At 40.8% G+C, this 22,780-nt stretch carries 21 protein-coding genes, 1 pseudogene and 1 riboswitch; of the genes and pseudogenes, 16 read left to right on the forward strand and 6 right to left on the reverse strand.

Annotated elements, in window-relative coordinates:
- Positions 1–8: 8 nt before the first annotated feature.
- Positions 9–740, reverse strand: coding sequence for a hypothetical protein (locus tag T344_RS0101055; protein ID WP_027627182.1), 732 nt, complete (start codon positions 738–740; stop codon positions 9–11).
- Positions 741–859: 119 nt separating this feature from the next.
- Positions 860–1,257: pseudogene (locus T344_RS31860) on the reverse strand (four helix bundle protein).
- A gap of 224 nt (positions 1,258–1,481) precedes the next feature.
- On the opposite strand from T344_RS31860, the gene T344_RS0101065 reads away from it, so the two are divergent.
- The 8 genes from T344_RS0101065 to T344_RS0101100 all read left to right on the forward strand — a co-directional run bounded on the left by T344_RS0101065 (position 1,482) and on the right by T344_RS0101100 (position 12,077).
- On the forward strand, positions 1,482–2,999 hold the full coding sequence (locus T344_RS0101065) for a type I restriction-modification system subunit M (protein ID WP_027627183.1): 1,518 nt from the start codon (positions 1,482–1,484) through the stop codon (positions 2,997–2,999).
- Between the two features lie 4 nt (positions 3,000–3,003).
- Entirely contained in the window at positions 3,004–3,261 is a 258-nt protein-coding gene (locus T344_RS0101070; RefSeq protein ID WP_027627184.1) for a hypothetical protein, read from the forward strand.
- Positions 3,254–4,522 carry a restriction endonuclease subunit S gene (locus T344_RS31115; RefSeq protein ID WP_051571518.1) on the forward strand — a complete coding sequence of 423 codons (1,269 nt, stop codon included), beginning with the start codon at positions 3,254–3,256 and terminating at the stop codon, positions 4,520–4,522. Before T344_RS0101070 ends, T344_RS31115 begins: the two co-directional genes overlap by 8 nt.
- 16 nt (positions 4,523–4,538) lie before the next feature.
- Entirely contained in the window at positions 4,539–4,874 is a 336-nt protein-coding gene (locus tag T344_RS0101080; protein WP_027627185.1) for a hypothetical protein, read from the forward strand.
- A gap of 83 nt (positions 4,875–4,957) precedes the next feature.
- A complete protein-coding gene (locus T344_RS0101085; RefSeq protein ID WP_027627186.1) occupies positions 4,958–6,727 on the forward strand; it encodes a CFI-box-CTERM domain-containing protein in 1,770 nt (589 codons plus the stop codon).
- A 30-nt stretch (positions 6,728–6,757) separates the two neighbouring features.
- Complete coding sequence (locus T344_RS0101090; protein WP_027627187.1) at positions 6,758–9,910, forward strand: type I restriction endonuclease subunit R; 3,153 nt, start codon at positions 6,758–6,760, stop codon at positions 9,908–9,910.
- 9 nt (positions 9,911–9,919) lie between these two features.
- Positions 9,920–10,639, forward strand: a complete 720-nt coding sequence (locus T344_RS0101095; RefSeq protein ID WP_051571519.1) for a M48 family metallopeptidase — start codon at positions 9,920–9,922, stop codon at positions 10,637–10,639.
- 40 nt (positions 10,640–10,679) lie between these two features.
- On the forward strand, positions 10,680–12,077 hold the full coding sequence (locus T344_RS0101100) for a hypothetical protein (protein ID WP_027627189.1): 1,398 nt from the start codon (positions 10,680–10,682) through the stop codon (positions 12,075–12,077).
- A gap of 581 nt (positions 12,078–12,658) precedes the next feature.
- Here the strand turns inward: T344_RS0101100 and T344_RS0101110 are convergent.
- Positions 12,659–13,267 carry a hypothetical protein gene (locus T344_RS0101110; protein WP_027627191.1) on the reverse strand — a complete coding sequence of 203 codons (609 nt, stop codon included), beginning with the start codon at positions 13,265–13,267 and terminating at the stop codon, positions 12,659–12,661.
- A 432-nt stretch (positions 13,268–13,699) separates the two neighbouring features.
- On the opposite strand from T344_RS0101110, the gene T344_RS0101115 reads away from it, so the two are divergent.
- From T344_RS0101115 to T344_RS30900, 4 genes are all read left to right on the forward strand, one after another.
- On the forward strand, positions 13,700–14,188 hold the full coding sequence (locus T344_RS0101115) for a hypothetical protein (RefSeq protein WP_027627192.1): 489 nt from the start codon (positions 13,700–13,702) through the stop codon (positions 14,186–14,188).
- Positions 14,189–14,304: 116 nt separating this feature from the next.
- Complete coding sequence (locus T344_RS0101120) at positions 14,305–14,616, forward strand: hypothetical protein (RefSeq protein WP_027627193.1); 312 nt, start codon at positions 14,305–14,307, stop codon at positions 14,614–14,616.
- A gap of 83 nt (positions 14,617–14,699) precedes the next feature.
- Positions 14,700–15,281, forward strand: coding sequence for a homing endonuclease associated repeat-containing protein (locus T344_RS0101125; RefSeq protein WP_027627194.1), 582 nt, complete (start codon positions 14,700–14,702; stop codon positions 15,279–15,281).
- Positions 15,282–15,649: 368 nt separating this feature from the next.
- Complete coding sequence (locus tag T344_RS30900) at positions 15,650–15,823, forward strand: hypothetical protein (protein WP_154669403.1); 174 nt, start codon at positions 15,650–15,652, stop codon at positions 15,821–15,823.
- 20 nt (positions 15,824–15,843) lie between these two features.
- On the opposite strand, the gene T344_RS30905 is transcribed toward T344_RS30900, so the two are convergent.
- The gene (locus T344_RS30905; RefSeq protein WP_154669404.1) at positions 15,844–16,011 is read right to left on the reverse strand and encodes a hypothetical protein; all 168 of its coding nucleotides are present in this window, start codon (positions 16,009–16,011) and stop codon (positions 15,844–15,846) included.
- A 120-nt stretch (positions 16,012–16,131) separates the two neighbouring features.
- Here T344_RS30905 and T344_RS0101140 point away from each other — a divergent pair, with 120 nt between their 5' ends.
- Together T344_RS0101140 and T344_RS0101145 are read left to right on the forward strand one after the other, a co-directional pair.
- Positions 16,132–18,105 carry a hypothetical protein gene (locus tag T344_RS0101140; RefSeq protein WP_027627196.1) on the forward strand — a complete coding sequence of 658 codons (1,974 nt, stop codon included), beginning with the start codon at positions 16,132–16,134 and terminating at the stop codon, positions 18,103–18,105.
- Positions 18,068–19,057: a hypothetical protein gene (locus T344_RS0101145; RefSeq protein ID WP_027627197.1), complete on the forward strand. Its 990-nt coding sequence runs from the start codon at positions 18,068–18,070 to the stop codon at positions 19,055–19,057. The genes T344_RS0101140 and T344_RS0101145 overlap by 38 nt, the downstream gene beginning before the upstream one ends.
- Positions 19,058–19,795: 738 nt before the next feature.
- Here the strand turns inward: T344_RS0101145 and T344_RS0101150 are convergent.
- Together T344_RS0101150 and T344_RS0101155 are read right to left on the reverse strand one after the other, a co-directional pair.
- Positions 19,796–20,002, reverse strand: a complete 207-nt coding sequence (locus T344_RS0101150; RefSeq protein WP_027627198.1) for a hypothetical protein — start codon at positions 20,000–20,002, stop codon at positions 19,796–19,798.
- 37 nt (positions 20,003–20,039) lie between these two features.
- On the reverse strand, positions 20,040–20,450 hold the full coding sequence (locus T344_RS0101155) for a hypothetical protein (RefSeq protein WP_027627199.1): 411 nt from the start codon (positions 20,448–20,450) through the stop codon (positions 20,040–20,042).
- A 134-nt stretch (positions 20,451–20,584) separates the two neighbouring features.
- Between T344_RS0101155 and T344_RS0101160 the strand changes: the two genes are divergently transcribed.
- Both T344_RS0101160 and T344_RS29535 read left to right on the forward strand, forming a co-directional pair.
- Entirely contained in the window at positions 20,585–20,899 is a 315-nt protein-coding gene (locus T344_RS0101160) for a hypothetical protein (RefSeq protein ID WP_154669405.1), read from the forward strand.
- A gap of 475 nt (positions 20,900–21,374) precedes the next feature.
- A riboswitch (cyclic di-GMP riboswitch) is annotated at positions 21,375–21,459 on the forward strand.
- Positions 21,460–21,584: 125 nt separating this feature from the next.
- Positions 21,585–22,769, forward strand: coding sequence for a stalk domain-containing protein (locus tag T344_RS29535; protein ID WP_162178014.1), 1,185 nt, complete (start codon positions 21,585–21,587; stop codon positions 22,767–22,769).
- Positions 22,770–22,780 lie beyond the last annotated feature (11 nt).

Below are 22,780 nucleotides of genomic sequence, written 5' to 3' on the forward strand. Positions count from 1 at the left end.
CTTTCAAATTACGACAAACTGTCTTCCCAGCCATTATCTATGACCATATCTCCGATGTAGCCTTCTACATCCATATAGACTCCGTTCTTAAATTCTTCAATATCGTTCAGGTCGGACACAACCGTTTCTGCATAATTATTGGCAAGGAAATCCTCCCAATCCTCCCCGTACTCTTCGGCTAATAACTCGGAGAGTTTAGGATTAATATGCTCTGCAAAATAATCCAAAGCGGTCTTACGCAATTTTTCTGCAATGATTTCATTGGTTGCTCTTTCCTCTGGTAATAATGAAAAAGCGTATCTTTCCCAATTGCTGCCTTTGTAGTCTTCTCCTTCGGCACGTTTGAAGTTACTTTCTGGATGGATGACGCTTAACGTAATGTCGCATAAAATTGATAGCAGTGAATTAATGGTGTCATCAATATCCAGCGATGCATTCATGCTATCGAACGAAATGGACAAGTCCACGGGCTCACCAGTAATGTTGCTGTACTTGTGGTTGTAAGCAATACGTGAACCAAGGTTCTCGATAACTTCAATTCTTGCGTCTTTAATTTTGTATTCCAGAATTTCTCTATCGGAATCTGTAATTATTTGCTTTTGATGCAAAGCAGAAACACCAGCAAGCAAGATAGACTCAATAGTCTGCTTGTCATATTTTGGTTTTCCATTTTGATCAACAGGAAGAATTATTTCTCCGATTTTTTCGTGGTTTAGCACAGTTGTTTTTGCTTTTGGCATAAATCAAGTCTCCTTCTTCTTCAAAATTATGTTGATTTTTATAATGATATTTTAGCGAGGGATATTAGTGGCTTTCAAGTATTTTGTTGGATTTTTTTGCGTTTTTTAAAGTTGACTGTTTAAGCTGCACCGCCACTGTCGATAACCTGTTTGACACGCCGCATGTACCCATATAGCATCTTCGTAATTTCAAGACACAGAGCATCCAAACGCTCATACTCGGCTTTGGGAACGAAATCCTGATCATAGGCGAATTCCAGCCAGTAGCGGACTTCGCCGAGACTCCCTATGGCAGTACTAATGAAGGTCAATTCTTTTGATGGGTAGATTTGACTGTTGCCCTCTGCTATATTGGCCGCCACGAAGTTGCTGCTCTTCGTATCTGGCTGGTGCTTTCATAGCGTTCGGACGGCGTAAATCTGTCCGAGAGTTTGCATATATCATTAGCAAGTTCTTTGGCTCGTTGGTATACAATCAAAGAACGGAAATCTCTTATGGTTTCATACATAATTGGCATAGCATTACACTCCTTTGAAATTAAAATGTCTTGTTCTGACTACATATTACCTCTGGATGAAATTGAAGTCCAATTTTACTCAAAAGGCCCATAAACAGTGGGTTTGGTGGTATAATGAATTTTGTGGGCATTTGAGGACAAGTTTTCTTTAGAATTTAGTTGAAATGTGATAAAATTACATTTGACTATTAACTGATTTTTACATATATGAGGGGTAAATGATAATGGCAAAACTGACACTGCAAGAACTGGAAGCAAACCTGTGGAAAGCAGCAGACATCCTTCGTGGAGAGCTGAATGCTGCCCAGTATAAGGATTATATATTTGATCTATTATTTTTAAAACGCATGAACGACGAGTTCCAGACAGAAAGAGAAACCAAAAAGCAGGAATTCCTGAAGCAGGGCATGCCTGCTGAAGAAGTAGACGAGCTGCTGGAAGATCCCCAGGTTTATGTATCGTTTTTTGTTCCTGAACGGGCTCGCTGGGACAATCTTAAAAATCTGAATCTGAATATCGGTCCTGAACTGGACAAGGCCTTCAAGGCTATTGAAGACGAGCCCAAGAATGTTGAATTGATTGGCGTTCTGACTACAACGAATTTTAACGACAAAGAACGTGTAAGTGACAAAAAGCTTTCACAGCTACTGTTGCTCTTTGATACCATGCAGCTGGATGCTGACAATTTGGAAAGCTCCGATATGCTGGGAGATGCTTACCAGTACCTTATTAAGGAGTTTGCGGATGAAGGCGGAGCCAAGGGTGGCGAATTCTATACGCCGTCAGAAGTGGTTCAGGTGCTTGTAAATATATTGAAGCCGCAGGAAGGGGATCGCATTTACGACCCGACTGTTGGCAGCGGCGGTATGCTGATTAAGAGCATCGAATACGTCCGTGACCATGGCGGCAATCCTCGGAACCTGTCTTTGTTCGGACAGGAAATCAATTTATCAACTTGGGCGATTTGCAAGATGAATATGATCTTTCACAATGCCAAAGGGGCAGATATCCGCAAGGGTGATACCATCCGCAACCCGATGCATCTGGAAGGCGGCGTACTGAAGACCTTTGATAAGGTGCTGGCAAATCCGCCGTTCTCCCTGAAAAACTGGGGTTATGAAGAAGCCATGGTAGATCCATATCATCGTTTTGTCTACGGTGTACCGCCACAGAGCTACGGCGATCTGGCGTTTGTGTCCCACATGGTGGCCAGCCTCAATGCCAAGGGGAAGATGGGGACAGTAGTTCCGCATGGTGTATTGTTCCGTGGCGGGGCCGAAGGAAAGATACGCGAAGGTTTTGCGAAGGATGACCTGATTGAAGCTGTAATTGGACTGCCAAATAATATTTTCTATGGGACAGGTATTCCTGCGGCACTGCTGATTATTAACAAGAATAAACCGCAGAATCGAAAGAGTAAAATTCTCTTTATAGAAGCCAGTCAGGGGTTTGTGAAGAACGGTAATAAGAACAAGCTGCGGGATGAGGATATAGAAGCTATCACCAAGGCGTTCGATGCCTTTGAAAATCAGGAAAAATTCTCTGCTGTGGTGAGCCTGAATACCATCAAGGAGAATGATTACAACCTTAATATCAGTCGCTATGTGGATACCTCCGAGGAAGAAGAAGAAATCGATATTGAGCATGTACTGCAGGATATTCGGGATTTGAAGATGGAAATTGCGGATACAGAAGAAAAGCTTAATACGTATCTTGAAGAACTGGGATTTGAGGGGATTTAATAGTATGGAAAAAGATAAATTTGAAGAGAGCCTTGAGGAAGACAGTGATGTGGTAGGAGATAACTCTTTTTATATAAACGGGGCTATAACAATTCCAGAAGGTGCTAACTGGGAAGAATTTCTGGACGAAATGCTTCGGTGGCTTGAAAGCAAGGGGGCATGCTTTTTCGGAGGAACCAGCAAAGTTGAGGACAAGGAAGAAGCAGCACGTCAGATATTGAAAGATACGACAGGCATAGATTGGGTGGATGAGAATGAGTAGAGAAGGGTATAAAATGACCGAGCTTGGGGAGATACCGCAGGAATGGAATATATGTAGGGTATTTGATATAAGGGATAAATCAGATAAATATTCGTTTACAGGAGGACCTTTTGGCTCAAACTTAAAATCTTGTGACTATACTGAAGATGGCATAAGGGTAATACAGTTGCAGAATATTGGTGATGGATATTTTTCCGATCAATATAAAATTTACACATCACAGAGAAAAGCTGACGAATTGTTAAGCTGTAATATTTATCCAGGCGAAATTATTCTTGCAAAAATGGCTGATCCTGTAGCAAGGGCTTGTATAATACCTAATAATGAAAACAGGTATTTAATGTGTTCTGATGGAATTCGATTAAAAATCGATAATAATGAATGCGATAACAGATACATTATGTATTCTATAAATTCTGAATATTTTAGGAGAAGTGCTATTGCAAATAGTACTGGATCAACACGTTTAAGGATAGGATTAAATGAGTTAAAGAATCTTCAATTAATTATTCCTCCACTCAAAGAACAGCAAAAAATAGCAGATATCCTCTCTACTGTTGACCAACAAATCGAACAAACTGATGCACTGATCGAAAAAACAAAGGAATTAAAAAAAGGTTTGATGCAGAGGCTTTTGACGAAGGGGATTGGGCATATCGAGTTTAGGGATACGGAGTTAGGGCGGATTCCTAAAGGGTGGGAAGTAGTTCCGCTGGGCAAAGTATGTACGGTTAGAAGTGAAAAGTATACACCGTCTCAAGATGAGGATAGGCAGTATGTTGCATTAGAGCATATCGAGCAAGAAACAGGACGCTTACTTGGAATAGGTAAATCCAGTGAAACAAGCAGCCTCAAAGCAATATTCAAAGAAGGCGATGTGTTATTTGGGAAACTTCGCCCATATCTGAAAAAGTATTACTTGGCAGATTTTGAAGGGGTTTGTGCGACCGAGATTCTTCCTATAATGGTAAACGATAAATGTTTATCGAAATTCCTTTTCTATATAGTGCAGCAAGAAAAATTTATAAACTTCACTGTTCAGGGATCTTTCGGGACAAAAATGCCTCGAACATCGTGGGGAGAAATTAAGGAATATTTGATAGCATTACCCTCTATTCAGGAGCAAAAAGACATTACGGATGTATTGTACATGGTCGATACAAATTTAGAGCAATATCAAGAAAAGAAAAAAAATCTTTTGCTTGTGAAAAGTGGTTTGATGGACAAATTGCTAACTGGAAGAGTTAGAGTGAAGATATAGCGGGAGGATTTTGAGGATGGATTTATGTTTTACAGTTGTAATCAAATGTGAAAATGGGTATCAGGCATCTTATCAATTAGCTTATCAGCCCTGTCCAGTTTGGATGCAAGGAGATAAGTATGTGGTAAATATGTGTGACGATGGAGTTCATTATAAAAAAGGTGCTTTTGGGAAACTTCTCGAATTCCACGAAAAAGATAACGGCAGGGTTATTCATGCAGATAAGCAGTGTTTGTTAATTTGTGATAAAAAATGGACAGAAAATGCAGGATATGATGGCAATGATACTTTAAATCGAATAGCTGAAGATATTGAAAGTGAAGGGTTCAGGGTTACTGTTATTCAATTTTAATTTTACAGGGAATAGGCCATATAGCCATAAATTCAGGAACAAGTAAGTATGAACAACCATGGAGTATTAAGGGGGGACATCACATGGAACTTATAAATATCAAGTTTGACAGGGTTGATGAAGAACAGAATGGTAAAGCGAAGTATAAAGTGGACGGCAGAGAACTGTTTGCAGAGGAAACCGTTATGTACCATTATAAGCAGAATGGATATAATGCCATCTGGTGTGAAAACAACTACTGGTGGTGCCTCCTCGGTTTGCTTTTTTGGGATGTTATTTTTGCAAAAGTTAAAGGAGCCGTTCAAATCAGCAGAGGCGGAATTGACGAAGAATTATATGTTGACTCACCAAAATTCAACGAGCTTTTCCAATGGACTATAAGCACAAACGGTATGCCAGCAGACTTCTTCACAGTTGATTTCTACAAAAACAGAGAAGCAATGATAAATAACCGTATAAAGGAGCTGTCGAACTCAAATATTGAGTCGGTGCTACGTCAGTCTTATCAAAAGCATCACGGCCAGAATTTCAGAATGATTGAAAACTGGAACAGGTTCAGCATTGAAGAACTATGTGTAGCTCCAAGAATGTTGCCAGGTGAAGCAGTAATTAAAATTTTAGATAGAATTCTACGGAATATTAGCGAAAATCGGTCAGGCTTGCCTGATTTATTAGTATATAACGACTCCTGCCTTTTCATGTCGGAAGTAAAAAGTGAAAAAGATAAATTATCGGAAGGACAAAAGAATTGGATAGACTTTCTGGAATCAACGGGTATTAGAGTGGAATTATGCCTTATAAACCACACAGAACGCCAGATCGCTAATCTCAAAAAGAAGGAGCAGGAAAACAAAAAAATGGTCACAGTATCCTTTGGTAACTCAACAAGCAAGAAGAGGGATGAAGCTATTGAGTTCGTAAAAAAGCAGCCTACATATTTTTCTTCTGGTGAAGGAAAAGAACAAATTTACGGTGCGATATTTGATGTTAATGATATAGAAACTCTTTATACCATGTTGGACCTGACAAGCGGTTGGAAGAGCCAAAGGATTGAAATTGACGGCAAAGAAGTAAAATCAACCGAGTTGAGAAGCGTGCTGTGGTGCTTTAGAGAAAAGAACAAACAAGGAGCTTCCCTGGATTACTGTAAGCATGGCAGGTACGATGGTGATAAAAATAATTTTGGTTGTAGGATGGTTTCCTTGGATATAGACCGTTGGACTGAATACGGGTATATCAGTACCGATTCGGGCGATTGGATTTTTGATAAAAAAGAACTGGAGGAGTACAAAGACAGCCTACTTCAAAATACAAGCTATTGTCCGCTTTTTGATCCTAAAAAGGTAGAGAAGGTGTTTGAAAAAATACCTGAAAGAATAAATCCAATTAGGGATAAAGACTGGGCATACATATCAAGTGAGCATAATGAGTGGTTCAATCATAACGGTAAATGGTATACAACATGGGGAAACACTAACTTTCCTGGGATTGCTGCTATGATTGGTGTATGCAAGATGAGTAGAAAAGAGATTAATGACGCCATTCGGGATATAAATGAAGAGCAGAAAATGGATAGATACCTGTCAAACAGCAGGACTGTACCAAAGCCTCAAAAGAAATCTGGATGTTTTATTGCTACTGCTGTATATGGCGGATATGACTTGCCAGAAGTGATGACCCTTCGTAAGTTCAGGGACAAGACACTAAACAAAAATCCTTTAGGAAGGCTGTTTATCAGGATTTACTACCGCTTAAGCCCACCGCTCGCAGATTATATAAAAAACAAAGAAAAGCTTCGCAAAGGTGCAAAATCAATACTTGATGTAATTGTTAAACGGCTGAATGATAGATAACAAGGATTATGATTTCGGTGGTGAGAAATATTGAAAACTTATTTAGGCAACGAAGAAATGCTGGTGGAACTGCCAGCGGTACAATACATAAAAGATAAACTGGACTATGAATTTGTGTATGGAGACCAGCTGAACCCTGAACAGGGAGAGAGGGATTCCATGACGGAAGTGATTCTGGTCAAGCGTCTGGAGCGTTCTTTGAAACGGCTTAATCCATGGATGGATGAGGGCAGTATCAATAAAGCGGTTCGGCTTTTAGCTCGTCCTGAAAATCTGGGAACCAATCTCCTGGAGATAAATGAGAAGATCTATGATGTACTTGTGAACCTGACCTTCGCTCTGGATCAGGATCTGGATGGTAGTGGGCAGAAGAAGTATCACACCGTGACGTTCATTGACTGGGAGAATCCGAGTAATAATGAATTTCTGATAACAAGGCAGTTCAGGATTCAGGGGCCCAATGAAAAGGCCATCCCTGATATCGTACTGTTCGTCAACGGTATTCCTGTGGTCGTCTTGGAATGCAAGTCACCGTTCTTGGAGCAAAGCAAGAATGAGAAGATGGGCAAGCATGAGGCCTATGAGCAGCTCCGCCGATATATGGATGCCCGTGGTTCAGAGAAGGTCGAAGGTGTACCAAGGCTGTTCTATACCAACTTTTTTACTGGAATTTTGAACAAATACCATGCTTATGCGGGAACGATTAGCTCCAAGTATGGTCATTACGTCGAGTGGAAAGACCCGTATCCTTTTAAGAAGGAATCCATTGAGGATGTGGGGAACAACGGGCAGAACCTGTTCCTACAGGGACTGCTCGAAAAGAGTAACCTACTGGATGTGATGCGGAACTTTCTGCTTTTTGAAGCCGACAGTGAAACAGGCACAAAGGTCAAGAAGCTCTGCCGTTATCAGCAGTATCGTGCGGTCAACAAGGCACTGGATAGGTTGATTCATGGAAAGGACTCTGTTAGCCGTGGTGGGGTGGTTTGGCATACACAGGGTTCAGGGAAATCATTGACCATGGTGTTTCTTGCACGAAAAATCCGACGAGTTGCCGAGCTGATGGATGCTACCATTGTTGTAGTTACTGACCGTATTGATTTAGACAAGCAGATTTACAATACCTTTGTACGTACGCTTTCCAGCATCACGACTCCTGTCCGAGCTGAATCTGTCAGCGAGATGAAGGATCTGCTTTCCAAGGCACAACCGCAGATCATTATGACCACCATCCATAAGTTCCAGTCCGAAAAGGAAGCTTCGGAAATTATGAACGACAGCAAGCAGAGAGCTGCTTTGGTGTTTGAGAAGGAATTCCCTGTACTGACTACCAAGTCCAATGTCATTGTTCTGGCCGATGAAGCTCATCGCAGCCAGTATACAGGCATGGCTAAAAATATGCGGGATGCTCTGCCCAATGCAGCCTTTGTCGGCTTTACTGGAACTCCGATTGACAAAGAAGATAAATCGACTCCACGTACCTTCGGGAGTTATATTGATAAATATACTATCCAGCAGGCCGTAGATGACGGAGCAACCGTCAAAATCGTTTACGAAGGCAGACGACCTGACCTGCATATCAAGGCGGATACGCTGGAAGGTCTGTTTGATCAGGCATTTGAAGATAAGTCCGATGACGAAAAGGAAGCCATCAAACAGAAGTATGCTAATAAGCGATCCATTGTAGAAGCGGATAGCAGGGTGGAGGATATTGCAAAGGATATGCTTCAGCATTACAAGGAACAGATTTACCCCAATGGCTTCAAGGCCCAGGTGGTCTGTGTGTCCCGTGATGCCTGCGTGAAGTATTATAATGCCATGAACAAGCACATGAAGGCTATCACAGGGGAAGAGCTGGAGGTAAAGGTCATTTTCTCGGGCAACTTGAATGACCCGCCGCATTTGAAGGCACATTTTACAACCAAGGAAGAACAGGATGCCATCATCAAGCGGTTCACCAAGCCTCTTGATAAGGACAAGCTGGCCTTCCTGATTGTCAAGGACATGCTGCTGACGGGGTTTGATGCCCCTATCGAGCAGGTCATGTATCTGGACAGGCCTCTCAAAGAGCATGGACTGCTTCAGGCTATTGCACGAGTGAACCGAACCTGTGGTGAAAAAAAGAAATGTGGCTATGTAGTCGATTATTACGGCGTAACGGACTTTCTGGAGGAGGCTCTGGCCATTTTTGACCGTGAAGAGCTGGGGCAGCCCATGGAGTCACTGGATTCTATATATAAGCAAATGCTGTCGTACCGTGAAGCTGTTATGGCTATGTTTGTCGGCATAGAGAAAGATGATCTGGATGCCTTGGTCAGAAAAATCGAGCCCGAGGACAAACGTGCCGAGTTTGAGCTTGCTTATAAGCGATTTGCTTCAGCCATGGAACAGATCCTGCCTGCCCATGTTCCGACCGAGCACATTAACGACCTTCGTTGGCTGGGCTATATCAGAGCAGCGGCGAAAGCCCGCTTTGAGCCTGGAAAAGAACTCGATATTGCGGACTGCGGTGAAAAGGTTAAAAGGCTGATTTCAGAGCATCTGGAGTCGCTGGGGGTTCGTCAGTGGATTGCCCCTGTCACGCTGTTCGATTCAGACTTTTCTTCCAGGATGAAGACTCTTAAGTCGGATGAAGCTGTGGCTTCAGCCATGGAACATGCGATCAAAAATGTTATCCATGTCAAAATGGATGAGAATCCAGTGTATTACACAAGTCTGCTGGAAAAGCTGCAGCAGCTTCTGGAGGAAACCAAGAATAACTGGGTGGAGCGTAAAAAGCAGCTCGAAGAATTCATCAATGGACATGTGGAGAAAGGTGAGCAGCATGAAGCGAAAGCTCTTGGATTGTCTGTGGAAGAATATGCTTTCTTTGAAACAGTGAAGAAGTATTTGACTGATACGGAAGAAACATCAGCAAGCATTGTAAAGGAAGATGCAGCAGAATACATAAGCCAGGATGTAATTGAGCTCTCTAAAGGCATTGCAAAGGATGTTGCCGACATTATCCGACAAAACTATGTTGTGGATTGGACGACTAACCTGACAAAGACAGGGGATATTGAACGGGCCATCTACATGCTGCTCAATACACAGTACTTTAAACAAATAAAGATAAATGTCAGGAAACAGCTTGTGCAGCCACTACTAATACTGGCAAAGAAGCACTATGCTGTCTTGGATTGAGGTAGATAGATGATGCAGATGTCCTTTCAGTACGGGACAAAGACAATTATATATGATGTGACATATTCCTCCAGACGCAGGACTATGGAAATCAGTGTTGAGCCTCCTGATTTGGTTCATGTTGTGGCTCCAGAAGGTGCAACCGAGGAAGCAATCCTGAACAAGGTTAGAAGTAGAGCCAGCTGGATTGTTCAGCGGCTTTTTGCAATGCGGGATATGGCGTATATTCCAATTAGGAGAGAAATGGTCAATGGAGAGTCGCTTATGTACCTGGGGCGGAATTACTCTATGCAGGTGATAGTTGAGCCTGGGATTGAACGCCCAAGAGTAGGGCTCATCAATGGAAAGTTCCAGGTTTCTGTGGAAACCAGGGATGAAGTACAGATACACAAGGCTCTGGAAGACTGGTATAAGCAAAAAGCCTTGGAGAAGATAAGGGAACGTGTAAAATTGTATGAGAGTAAATTTCATATAAAACCGACGCAAATACGGGTCAAAGATCAGCAAAAGCGTTGGGCCAGCTGTACCAGCAAGGGTGAGTTGCTGTTCAACTGGAAGAGCATCATGGCTCCATCGCCTGTTCTGGACTACATCGTGGTTCACGAGATGGCTCACTTGCTGGAGCATGGCCATTCACAGAAGTTCTGGGATATCGTTGCTGCGGTGCTGCCTGATTACAGCAGCAGGAAAGAATGGCTGAAAAATAACGGGATCAAGATGGATTTGTAGTTAGTGACACGTTGAAATGTTAGGTGGAGAATCGTTATTTATGATAAAACATCTTTTTCTGAATTTAAGCAAGAAAATGGGCTTTTTACTAAATGGATTGAGAAGTCGTATAGACGGAAGAGAATTTTCCGAAAGCCAATACTATCCTAATAGACGTATTAAGTCAGAAACAATTTATAAGTATGATAAAGAACTAAAACGATACATATTTCTCAAAGAAACCGACTACACGGAATCAGGCAATATTGCCCGATGCGATGAAGTAATAAAGCATGGCGAAGGAACGAAAACGATTAAAACCACAAAATTTATCTATGTTGTACCTCAAAGTATGTTTTGTTCGGAGATTTTTGTGCGGAATGGGTGTATAAACGCATCAAAATCAGAATTACTTGTATTTGACCTTGGACTGGGTAAATATACAAGCAAGGCATCTTCGACATTTCTTTCATATACAGGTAAACTTGATGGGGAACTGAAGATATTTGGCCATAGCAATAATCTTCTTTTCGATGGAAGTATCCGAAATGGTGTTCCTTTTGGATATGGAGTTCAGTATGATTCGAGCGGAAATATCCTCTATCAAGGAGCCTTTGGTGGCGGGTTTGTACAGGAAGATCCAATAATTTCGGGAATGGCTTCAATAACATCCGAATTTGAAGGATTGAAGAAGCGTTTTGATGTTATGGAAAATCAAATTAGCAGTATTAATGCAGATATTCAAAATCTCCGTAGCCAGTTTTCTGAAACAATGGAAAACATGGCATTGAAGGACGAAATTATTAATAAACTTGTGAACCTGACGCAAAATAATGCCTTTCAGCTGATGCAGGATAGCTTTGATAAGAATATTTTTATGGAAGCAGATTTGTTTTTAAGAGATTTATTTGGGGAAGCCTGGTATAAACTGGAGGAAGATTCAAAGAAGTTTCTGTATAGCTCTGAATACTTGTTTAAAACATATGGGGAAAAAGTAAATGACCAATTTGATTATTCTCCGTTATGTATACCAATAACAAAAGCTTTGGAAGTGGAGTTGAGAAAATACATTTTTGAACCTATGTTGAAGTATTGCGTTGAAAAATATGGGGATTGGAAAAATAATAGAACCAATTTGGACAAATATCCAGATCAAATTAGGCATTGCATGAATACAAGAGAAATTAATTTTACATTAGGAAAAGTATATCATCTCCTTGAAGATAATGAATGCAAGAAGATCTTCAAAAGTTTTGCTCTTAATAATTTTAAACCAGGAATTCTTGAATCAGAAGAAGATATACAGGGATTCCAAAAAGAATGTACGAAAATTACGAATAAATATCGAAACAAAGTTGCACATGGTAATGGAATATCCCTTGCAACAGCCAAGGAATGCCGTGAGTATGTAATAACCGTCAGAATGTTTTTCGTAGAGTTTATGAAGTGTATAAAATAGAAGTGATGTTAATAGAATTACATCTACACGCCCAGTCAGATTTGTGACTGGGCGTTTTTACTGCTTTTTTTGATGTCTTGGATCTGGTCTCTGGATATTCCGAGCATGAATGAAAGATCTATTTCTGATAATATGCAACATGACTCGGCAGCTTGCTGACGGAGTGATTGAACTGTATTACTGATATGATTCTTAATCCGAACACCATCAAATAATCGAAATCGATCCGAGGAATATAAATGCAAGTTGATTGGACTTCTGGTTGCTTCGCCAGTCGAATCCTCTAAATTAGTCGCTTTTGGATATCGAAATAGTGAAGTTGACATATCTTCATTGCCTAATATATTTCTATCAATGGCTTCGTTGTATTGCTCGAATATCTTGATCATTGCAGTTGTTCCAATAGGATCTGGACTGCATGCTGTAGCTACTGATGCGAGTAATCGGATGGGAACGGTATGTTGGAATGATTCCTGGAAGAAGTCATTATAAAGGGGATTGAGCTTATGAGCATAATTTTCAAATAACTTGATGTAATCAGCATATTGCGATTCATTTATGTAAAGGGCTTGTATGATATTTTATGCTGCCGAGGTCATATATGTATTGTGCAGCTTGCAGATTAGCATCTCACAAAAGAACCATCGCCGTTCTGATGGAAAGGTATATTGGTTTTGATAGTTGAATCGAACTTTATCTGTAATTTTCCCTTGGAAGCATTCAGCATCTAAATATTGCTTCAACACAACAGTCCGTCTGGCTGGAATATAATTATCGGAAGGACTTAAGGAATAACCACATAAACCAGCATCAGTAATCCATTTAGCCACGGTGTTTTTGGTGGTGAAATGAAGATAGGCAATATCTCGGTAAGACAATGGTTTGCCTTGTTGTAATGCTGATTCGTAAGTTGTTACGATTCTTCGCCTTCGCACCATGGACATCTCGCCGTACTCATATAACACTTCAAGATCAGCATAACTGAAAGGTGTCAGAATGACACCTTTATATTTGATCTGTGTTGGTGTAAACCAGTTAATCAATCTCGGAATGATTTCGGTAAGAACATAGCGAATAAACCAATCATTGGGATTGATGCCTGCCTTAACTTGCCAAGATAAAGATGGAAACATTGTTAAGTACATGTGGTTGAGCATTATATTGTATCTTTCATATGTTGGATTAGCCATATAGTATTATTTCACCTCAATGGTAAGTATACCATACATTTAAAAATCGTACAAATATGCCGCCGTGAGTGAAATTTGAGATTCATATTGCCTTTTTGCTACTATGAGAATGTCAAGAGACACAGATGCTTTGTTGTTGAGATGGCGAAGAAGAAAGCAAAACAAATGGTAACAAAGTCAACAAAATACTTGAAAAGGGAGGGAGTCTTTATGAAAAATAGAATTATGAACTGATTGATCAAATAAAGATAGCCAGTCAATCAATTATCAGTCGCCAGTCGGCGGTGAAGTAAGTTCCAAAGAAATAGGCAATTGAACATACGAATTTGGCATATGCCAAAATTCAAAAAAGCCCAGTATACATGGGGTTTATTAAAGTCACCCATTTTCAGATGAATGGGAATCGTCAAAAAGAAAAGGAGCGGATGTAAGATGAACAAATTTGGATTTATATTCAAGGAAACAGAACAGAAAGTAAAGGCATACCCAAGAGGGGAAATGCTGCCCTCCGAACCTGAAGACAGGGAGAAAATGTTTGATTATAACATGAGAATGTTTGTTGAAGAAATGATTGGCACTCTGTATGACTTGCATGAGCTGACAAAAAAAGAGCTTACAAACCTTCTTACCAAGGAAGAAGCCCTCGTAATAATGAGAGCCTTTCACTCTACACGCTATACCGTTGATGGAAGATCGCCTAAACAGATTTTGCTGATGAATTTAGGGGCGATGAATTGTTTTGAATATTGCGAGGACGGACTCAAGGGTGCAACTCGTACGTTGGTTGAAAAAATCAAGAAGCTTTCGGAGTTCCAATGCCACGTTCTCATTATGATGAACTATGAGCTCTTGAACTCAAGAAAGCATTGCTTTGAAATATATGATGAAGAAATAAACAAGGCATTTCTCATTGAGAAGTAGCAGTTAATTAAGCTTTTGCATACAGACAGATACTTTCGGAAAAACACAATTCCGAAAGTAGTACATAGGTTGCATTCATGCAGCCGAATCAAAAATAAAAAAGGAGAGTGATCGATATGAAAAAAGTGATTGAAGGAAAGGTATACAACACAGCAACCGCAACAAAGTTGGCGGAATACAGTTATGGATACAGCTCGGATTTCTCTTATATTTCCGAGGAGCTTTATTTAACAAAGAAAGGAAAGTATTTCCTTGCAGGGGAGGGCGGGCCATATACCTGCTATGCCGAACGTGTAGACAGCAACACCTATTGCGGCGGCGAAGCCATAATTCCAATGACAAGGCGAGAGGCATTTGAATGGTGCCAGGAACATGATTGTACGGAAGCGATTGATGAACATTTTTCCGATCTGGTGGAGGAGGCTTAAAGCTTGATGACTGAACGGAATACTGTGTTATATCGTGCGGGGAAACCCGCACGGTGACAGAATCAAAGAAAGGGAGATAATGAATGGAAGGAAATGATGCTATAACATTCCGAAAAAATACCAATGAAGAGTTGCTGGAACTATTTCTAAAGCACTTTTCAAAAACAGGCAAGACACCAACAACTCGGGATTACAGAGCGATGGGGATTTCGGCAAAACAAGTATGTAAAATCTATGGAAGCCACAATAATGCTGTCATTGCAGCGGGGTTGCCACTGAATAAGAAGCCGCCACACGTAGATTCAGAAAATGACGCAATGCTTGATGGATACATTGAGGGCTCATGGGATAAAGGTGCTCCGCTCTACGCAGATGAGATCAACCGTGCTTCGGGGTTATACAGCTCATCTGTTTACAGCATAATTTTTGGCGGAATGAACGGCTTAAGGATTGCTGCGGGATTCCAGCCATCCCCAGTGGATCGCACCAGATACCAAAAAGAGGATGTCCAACGCAGACTCAAAGAGGAAGTTGCAAAGGTGGGACGACCGCTCAAGGCCAGAGAAATCAATGACAATCCAAACTTGCCGAGCGTAACCACGGTCTTGAAAAGTTTTGGCACAACCAGTCTTTATAATGTTTGGCACATGATTGGGATCGCATAATTACCAACAGCCATATCTTAATCCAGTGCATGACAAAGATTTCAGCATTACAAGTCTAAAGCCTATCTATGAAATTTCCAATAATTAGTATACTAAAACAGTCTTTTAGAGAGAGGCTTGGTTTTGTATTGCCAAAATCAGACCAGGAGACCGCTCTCCTGGCTACATATACGAATTGAAAGGGGTGATGCAACATCAATGAATATAAACAATATGAGATTGAACGGTGGAGTTGGGAACGGTACGGATACTACGTCCGTGTAGAGATGGACCATGAGGACCCTGCGGTGGTTAGCTATTTTACATGTGGACTCCTGCATAGCAGAGGAAAGCCTAATCTTCAAATCAGGGAGCCCCTTGATCCATTTATGGCAGTGGCGATTCTGCGTGAAATGGTTGAGCAGATGGACCAAGGAGTGGAGATCAATCCAGGACAGCGATTGGAAGATGTTGTTCCAGGCGTTATTTTGGAAGTATCTGAAGCGTCTGATGAATCAGATATGCTGACAATCTCCGTAAGCGAAGCCAGCTTGGCCGATTGATGGTCAAGCTGGGATGCGACTTAATTGACACCCATAAGGATGTCGTAAACGGCCTCGGAAATTAAACCATTGGTAAGTAAGAGTTCTGCAAGATCGCTTGCGAAAACGACGGGATCATTCGAGCGGCTGGCTATTGCTACTATTTCATCAAGAACATCAGCCTTACTTTGAAAATCATCAGCCTTCATACGGGCACCTCCATATCAATTATGATGTATTGATTATATCAATTCAGTCACATCCAGCATATGGGAGTTTGGAGGCGTTTGAAGGCATTTACATAATTTTTTGTGAAGGAGGATAAGGAAATGTATGGAAAAGGTATCGAAGGGAAAACAAGATACGCTTTGAATCAAATCATCGTGAAAGATGATTACAGATATTTGGTTAACAAAGCCACAGGAAAAATAGTGGAGAGATTGCGGTCGTACGGTGTGTTCGTTGGGGAAGAACATGAAAGGCTTATAAGAGAACTGTGCAGTGTGGTTACCAATCAGTGGAGAGAAGAGAACCGCATCGTCGTTCACCCTGGCGTGTGTGGCTTTGGAAAGACGACCGCCATTATCGAATTGGTCAAAATATTGGCAGATGCCTTTCCTGAAATGGGAATTGTGATTGCAGTTGAGCGGGTTGCAGATATGCTGCGAATGGAGAACGAGTTGGATGGAAGAGCAATCCCTTATTTCAGCTTCCATGCGGATTTATGCTTGCAGAGATTATCTAAATATGACCCAAGGGCATGTCGAGAATGTCCGCATTTTTGCAGAAAAAAGCAGGCAAGAAAAGAGCATGAAGATTACCAGGTATTGATTATCAGCCATGAACGTCTTCGGATGCGAGCTTTATACGGTGAGGATCTCGGTGAACTGGCGTACTTTGTGGACAGAAACGGTAATAAAAGAAAGCGTTCATTGATGCTCATTGACGAAAAGCCACAAATAACTATGAATCAATGCCTCTCCAGAAATGATCTATCTAAACTTCGAGAATTTTTGATCAAAGTTGATCCTGAATCACCACTCTACAGTGAGGCAAAGCTGCTTGAGGGATATATCCATCATATTAATTTGAAAGTATCGGAGCTTAATGACGACTATATTATTGCAGATCCCATCGACGCATCATTTCAATTATCGGATGAAATGAAAGGGTACTTCTTTCAGGCATATGAGGGTGAGGACTTTGCAGTACTGGGTTTACTGGTAAGCTTCATTTGCAAGGGGGGTATTGTGCAGTTCACAAGTTATAGAAAAAATCAGCCCATACCAGAGAAGATATTTACAGCTGACATTCTGCATCCCGACTTTGATATGAAAATTGTAATTTTTGATGCAACTGCAACTGTTGATAGGGATTACCAAGGTAAACGGTACCTGATTCTGGATGCACCGCAAATTCGTGATTTCTCCAACTTGACAATAAATGAACACAGAAACATAAACTTGAGCCGCACAAAACTTTTGAGTAATGAGAAGCCGATCGATCCCAGAGCTTTACTCACCGATGTCCTTACTGATTTTTCAGGCGAAATGCTGCTGTTGACATACAAGGATCGGGTTGGGGAGTTCCGTGCGATTTTAGATGAATGGCAGGATAATAACTTTAACTGTAACGTCAACTATTATGGGAATATTAAGGGGGATAATCAATACGCCAATGCGGAACGGGTTTTGCTGTATGGACTTAATCACAAACCTGATGCTTATTATGCTGCCAAAGCGTTATCTCATGGCATTCGGACCGAGTTCGGCACATATCCCTTTACCAAAATAGATGGGCGAGTTTATCAAGATGAAAGGCTGCAGGAAATATTTGAAAGCGAGATGGCTGCGGACTTGATCCAGTGCATTATGAGGACAAAGTTACGGAAGCATACAAAAGAGCCTGTTGAGGTATACTGCTTCATCCAAAGCAACCGCTTGATGTGCGTCCTCCAGGAATATTTCTGTGGATGCCTGACGCAAGATTGGCACCCATTCGCATTTTGCGTGAAACACCAGAACAATAATACCAGAAATGGACAAAGAATCAGCGAGTTACTTGCATATTTGGAGAAGAAATTCGGTACGGCTGAAATCGGGACATCTGTTGAAAAACAGGTGATTCAACGTGAGTTGACAACGTGCAATGGTAAAAACACACTCGGGACAGATTTAAAGAATGACTTGGTGCGTATTGCACTCAAACGACTCGGCGTGTATGTCGGACATCACAAACTTATAAAAAATGAAAGGGGTTGGTCACATGACAAAGATAACACGAATCAAAAACAAGTATGTTAAAGCATACAAGATTATGGGAATGTCGCTGGAGGAGGCTGTGAGCGGAGCGATGCAGAACCTCAAAAAGCTGGACCATCGAAAGAACTACACCATTATGCATGACTGTAATCGGGAAAGCTGTATCGATGTGCCTATTGCAGTTAATGGAGCCGAACAGTATGCAGTAGGCAGCATTGATGAGACCGATGTTGTCAATTTTGCCTTGCAACTATTTTTGCCGATTGCACGGCTGGACCGATTCAAGCGGCTTTTGAAAGATAAACTGTCGGAAAAAGTGTTCTTCGATATGCTGGAGCAGCTGGACATTTCGGTTGATGACCAGGAAACTGACAGGGAGAAGGGGCGGGTGTATGCTTACACCGACTGCCCCAAATGCGGAGAAAGGCGTTTTTACTTTTCATGGGATCAGGTGCGTAAAAATATCTTTGCGGGTTGTTATAAGCCAGGTTGTGAGATGCATGACGTTATGGACATCATCACGTTTGTCCAGAAACAGAAGGAAGTGGGCTATAAGGAGGCTGTAGCCTTACTCACTGATATGCTACAGCAGATAACTAAAGAAACGAGAGAAAATGAATCCAGCATAATTCCAAGTATTCCGTTGGAGTACTGTGAAATCAAAGCAGAAGCCCAATACTGCATTGTGGTTACAGCAAAGGCGGATTTGCTAACAGTCTGTCAATTCATGCAGTCTGAAAGTATAATTTTGATTGAACCCCATCAAATGCCGTATCTAAAAGATATTATTGTATCGATTGTTCCTTCCGAGCAAATTTTGATACTTCTGTGCGAAACATCTCAATGTGAACAGTATAAGTTGGCTGCTCGCCGAGCTTGGAAGGGTGATAGGAAAGTGATAGTGAAAGGACTTCCTGAAGAGCGGCATGGGAAGCGATTGTTGGGGCTTACCGCAGTCAAATTGCTGGCAAATGAATTCAGCATTCGGATGTAATCAATTCGTGCAGAAAAATATTTGACATTGGAGAGAGTCATTGATTATGCTTAAAGCATCCAAGATAATCTTACAAGATGAACTGGAGCTATTGATCATCATAATAAAAATCCTTTGTCAACAAGGGGTGTCTTCCCATACCCCTTGATTTTTTTAATATAACGCTGGATTGCCAGCTTTATATAGATCCTTCTTCTTCTGTAAGATCTGACGTGCAAGCCTATCAAGGCTTGTACTACATATTTGGCCATGTACTTTAATGAGGTACATGGCTTTTTTATGCCCATTTGCGGGAGTTTGCAGGAATACGTTTTTAAAAACGTATTTAATTTAGGAATGAAATGTGATAGATTGTCAATTCCGCTGTTGTTTATAGAAGTGAGGAATGTTTGCGTGGGAAATATTGTAACATTCAGATTAAGATGAATTAAAATGAATTAATTCAAATTGCGACAAACTAATATGAATTAATCTTTACGTTCAATCTACTCAAAAAGGCTACATATGACCCAAATCGGTATAGGACTTGTTGGACTTTTTGGCGTCCACGTTTTTAAAAACGCAATAGTCTTATAGATAGAATTTGTTGAGAAATTAGAAAGACCGCAGGAACGTGAGTATACCTGCGGTCATATTGCTAAAAACGTATTTATTCGTCTCTTATCACAGATAATTCCTGATAACTGTCTCTAATCAGGAATTGCCATTTCACCTGTCAACACTTCAATCTATATGCCGTTAAACCCTGTCTGCTGCAAATTCTACGACTTTTTGCAGTGGGAGTCCCATAAAGAAGGGCACATTCCGAGTAATTGTGCGAATTCCAGACTTGATTGGGTAGCGGATTGTTAAACTATCCAACAGTCCGCAGCGAGTGCGGAAAATATGATAAAAGCGGCCATTTCCCGCCCATACGATTTTGGTATCTATTACTTCTGTTTTCATTGATAATCCTCCTTGCTGGGTGTCTTACCCATAGATTTTATTTTGATATTTGGGACTCAAAGCGGTTATATATTGCCCAGTCAAATGGGCCGATTTTCATTATTAAGTAACGATGCTGGAGATAGTATGCTTCCAGCGTTGGAACGGTTGGATAAAGACTGAAACGCAGCTCTGGTTCTGGCGATTCCACCAGGAAGCCTAACAAATATCGTAATTTTGCACGCAATATTTTTGCGGTATCTGCCAACTTTTCTGTGTCCGAGTCAAGTCCGCCTATGACATGGTAGTAGTTATCTATAGGTAGCAAGACATATTTGCCCATTCGGGTAATAGCCCGATAATTCACTGCTTCATCTTGCTCATCCATCAGTACAATTCGGACGGCTTCCAGACATCTGTTGTAATATTCTGCGGTTTCGGGAGTTTCGCTGGGGACAAGCTGGAGCATAGTTTCACCTCCAAGGGTAAGTTGTTATGCTATTAGCATACAATAAAAATTATCCTTCAGCAACAGAAAGTTTGACTGTTTATTTGAATGTAGATTATTATATAAACGATGATTATCAGAATCGAGGTGAAAAAATGGATAAGCAGAAGGTTTGGTTTGCTCTTTCAGAGTGCGTATATGATGGGATGAAAGCATATTATTCGGTTGGGAAAAATATGCCCAAAGTGCGGGGAAAATTCATCATGTATGTAATGCATAATTTTTCACCTGATGAAGTAATGACAGATTATTCATTTGAACATTCCCGCAGGAAGATGATTTGTGTAAGATTACGAAGCTCCGACATTGAATTCATCGAGAGTCTTGAAAAAAAGTATGGTCGCAATACCAGCTCTTTAGCAAGAGATTTGCTATATACATTTCTTAAAGAAAAGAAGATTATTGGATAACTTTAAGATTCAGTCTATGTTAAGGATATTAACGGACTCCGCCAGCCTGGATGAATAACCGTAACACAGTATAAGCTTAAGCTATAGCATAATCGCAGCATAATGGATATTTGTGGAACTCCCGTTTTTCCTTTATATATAAAGAGAACTCGGGAGTTTGTGACCGTAAAGGGATGGCTAAAGATATGCTTTATCTTCCCATTAGGGTTGAATAGACAGAATAGCGATTTTATTCAATATGCTGGGCTTGAGATATGCTTGAGATATGGCTTGGATATGCTTAAGCATATAGGAGTTGTCCAGTGGATATCTAAATATTTGTTACTCTAATCAGTTGGATATATATCTTTGACTTGGCTACTGACTGGGCATAGATTATGCTAATAGCATACTAATTAACATTGCTATTAGCATTTAAATATTGTAATATAATACCATGATGTAAATGGCGGCAAGGTCGCCACCAAATTGAATATGGATACTTTAGTAAATCTGTCGAAAGGCAGAGACACAAAGCCACGAGTCTAAAGCATTGCTGCCATGACAGTCGGGTTGCAGATTGATTGTGAAAGCTGTGGCACATTTGCTGCGGCTTTTTGTATGCGTAGGGGAGGGAAGGCTGAAACCGCTTAAAACATTATTTCAAAGAAGTGCTATTTATAAAATGATAACGGAGTGTGTATTTATGAAAAAGAAAATTACGAGAGAGATTCTGGCCCTATTTATGGTCTTTACGGTGATGTTTTCGGCAGCTAATATTACGGTCGCCAGTGCAGCCAGTGATGAAAAGGTTCCAAGAAATGCTTGGGATGTAACAGATGAGGAAGAAGCAAAGCCGCCAGTTGCTAAATATACCGACTGGGCTTTCAATGATGATTTCACCAAGGTCACGGTCGAAGGAAAAGAATATGATAATTGTGTAGTCTTGACGAGATCGGGAACGGAATTAAGTGTCGTAAATTTATGGGCTTCTTACTTAACTAACCCATATAGTCAATTGGATATGACACCAGATGAATTTGCATTTGGAAGTGAAGTAGGTTCTCTACAAAATGAATTGATGGGTCTTATGACTGGAAGTGAATCAAAATATCCGAATGGCTTTGAATTGATAGCTATCAATTGGGAGCAATGGCAGGATACTAAATATAAGGACTTATATCTCGATATGTTTAAGCAATATTATGATCCATATCATAAAGATATTTTTAAAAGCGAAAACGATATGATTTCATATCTTGAAGACAAAAGTAATAATGGTCTTGCTTTAGGTATTCTAAAAGAAAAAATGACCAAGGAACAGGCTGCAGCAAAGTACGATTTGTCAAAAATGAAGGTTTCAATCAATGAGAATGAATTTTTGAAGACTTCCGATGAATACTTGGCGGTCAGTGGTGGCAAGGCATACTTTGGCGGAGTGCTTTCATTTGATAATATCAGCGACATCAAGTCAAAAATGGCTTCCAGTACCGAAATTTCTATAAAAACAACGGTTGTTCTGCATCTGAATAATACATCGATGTCCGTAACAAAAGGTTCTGAAACCAAGCTCATAACTCTTGAAGCAGCTCCAGTAGCTCCAAAGGGTACAACTCTGGTTCCTGTCAGAGCTATTACCGAGGCCTTTGGCTCTACAGTGGAGTGGAACGGTACTACCCAGGAAGTGTTTATCACAAAAGACAATACTACCATTAAACTCAAGATTGGCTCCAAAACAGCATATGTAAATGGTAAGGCTGTAACAATGTTGGAAGCAGCACAGACCATCAATGGAAGAACCATGGTTCCTCTGCGGTTTGTTAGTGAAAACATGGGGTACTCGGTACAGTGGAACGCAGAATCCCAAGAAATAGTTATAAATAACAAATAATAAGGAGACAC

This window comes from Ruminiclostridium cellobioparum DSM 1351 = ATCC 15832 (assembly GCF_000621505.1).
Taxonomy (GTDB): domain Bacteria; phylum Bacillota; class Clostridia; order Acetivibrionales; family DSM-1351; genus Ruminiclostridium; species Ruminiclostridium cellobioparum.

Coding starts and splice junctions, on each gene's coding strand:
- T344_RS0101055 (WP_027627182.1), bottom strand. CDS start 740: ATGCCAAAAGCAAAAACAACTGTGCTAAACCACGAAAAAATCGGAGAA.
- T344_RS0101065 (WP_027627183.1), top strand. CDS start 1,482: ATGGCAAAACTGACACTGCAAGAACTGGAAGCAAACCTGTGGAAAGCA.
- T344_RS0101070 (WP_027627184.1), top strand. CDS start 3,004: ATGGAAAAAGATAAATTTGAAGAGAGCCTTGAGGAAGACAGTGATGTG.
- T344_RS31115 (WP_051571518.1), top strand. CDS start 3,254: ATGAGTAGAGAAGGGTATAAAATGACCGAGCTTGGGGAGATACCGCAG.
- T344_RS0101080 (WP_027627185.1), top strand. CDS start 4,539: ATGGATTTATGTTTTACAGTTGTAATCAAATGTGAAAATGGGTATCAG.
- T344_RS0101085 (WP_027627186.1), top strand. CDS start 4,958: ATGGAACTTATAAATATCAAGTTTGACAGGGTTGATGAAGAACAGAAT.
- T344_RS0101095 (WP_051571519.1), top strand. CDS start 9,920: ATGATGCAGATGTCCTTTCAGTACGGGACAAAGACAATTATATATGAT.
- T344_RS0101100 (WP_027627189.1), top strand. CDS start 10,680: ATGATAAAACATCTTTTTCTGAATTTAAGCAAGAAAATGGGCTTTTTA.
- T344_RS0101110 (WP_027627191.1), bottom strand. CDS start 13,267: ATGGCTAATCCAACATATGAAAGATACAATATAATGCTCAACCACATG.
- T344_RS0101115 (WP_027627192.1), top strand. CDS start 13,700: ATGAACAAATTTGGATTTATATTCAAGGAAACAGAACAGAAAGTAAAG.
- T344_RS0101120 (WP_027627193.1), top strand. CDS start 14,305: ATGAAAAAAGTGATTGAAGGAAAGGTATACAACACAGCAACCGCAACA.
- T344_RS0101125 (WP_027627194.1), top strand. CDS start 14,700: ATGGAAGGAAATGATGCTATAACATTCCGAAAAAATACCAATGAAGAG.
- T344_RS30900 (WP_154669403.1), top strand. CDS start 15,650: ATGGCAGTGGCGATTCTGCGTGAAATGGTTGAGCAGATGGACCAAGGA.
- T344_RS30905 (WP_154669404.1), bottom strand. CDS start 16,011: ATGAAGGCTGATGATTTTCAAAGTAAGGCTGATGTTCTTGATGAAATA.
- T344_RS0101140 (WP_027627196.1), top strand. CDS start 16,132: ATGTATGGAAAAGGTATCGAAGGGAAAACAAGATACGCTTTGAATCAA.
- T344_RS0101145 (WP_027627197.1), top strand. CDS start 18,068: ATGACAAAGATAACACGAATCAAAAACAAGTATGTTAAAGCATACAAG.
- T344_RS0101150 (WP_027627198.1), bottom strand. CDS start 20,002: ATGAAAACAGAAGTAATAGATACCAAAATCGTATGGGCGGGAAATGGC.
- T344_RS0101155 (WP_027627199.1), bottom strand. CDS start 20,450: ATGCTCCAGCTTGTCCCCAGCGAAACTCCCGAAACCGCAGAATATTAC.
- T344_RS0101160 (WP_154669405.1), top strand. CDS start 20,585: ATGGATAAGCAGAAGGTTTGGTTTGCTCTTTCAGAGTGCGTATATGAT.
- T344_RS29535 (WP_162178014.1), top strand. CDS start 21,585: ATGAAAAAGAAAATTACGAGAGAGATTCTGGCCCTATTTATGGTCTTT.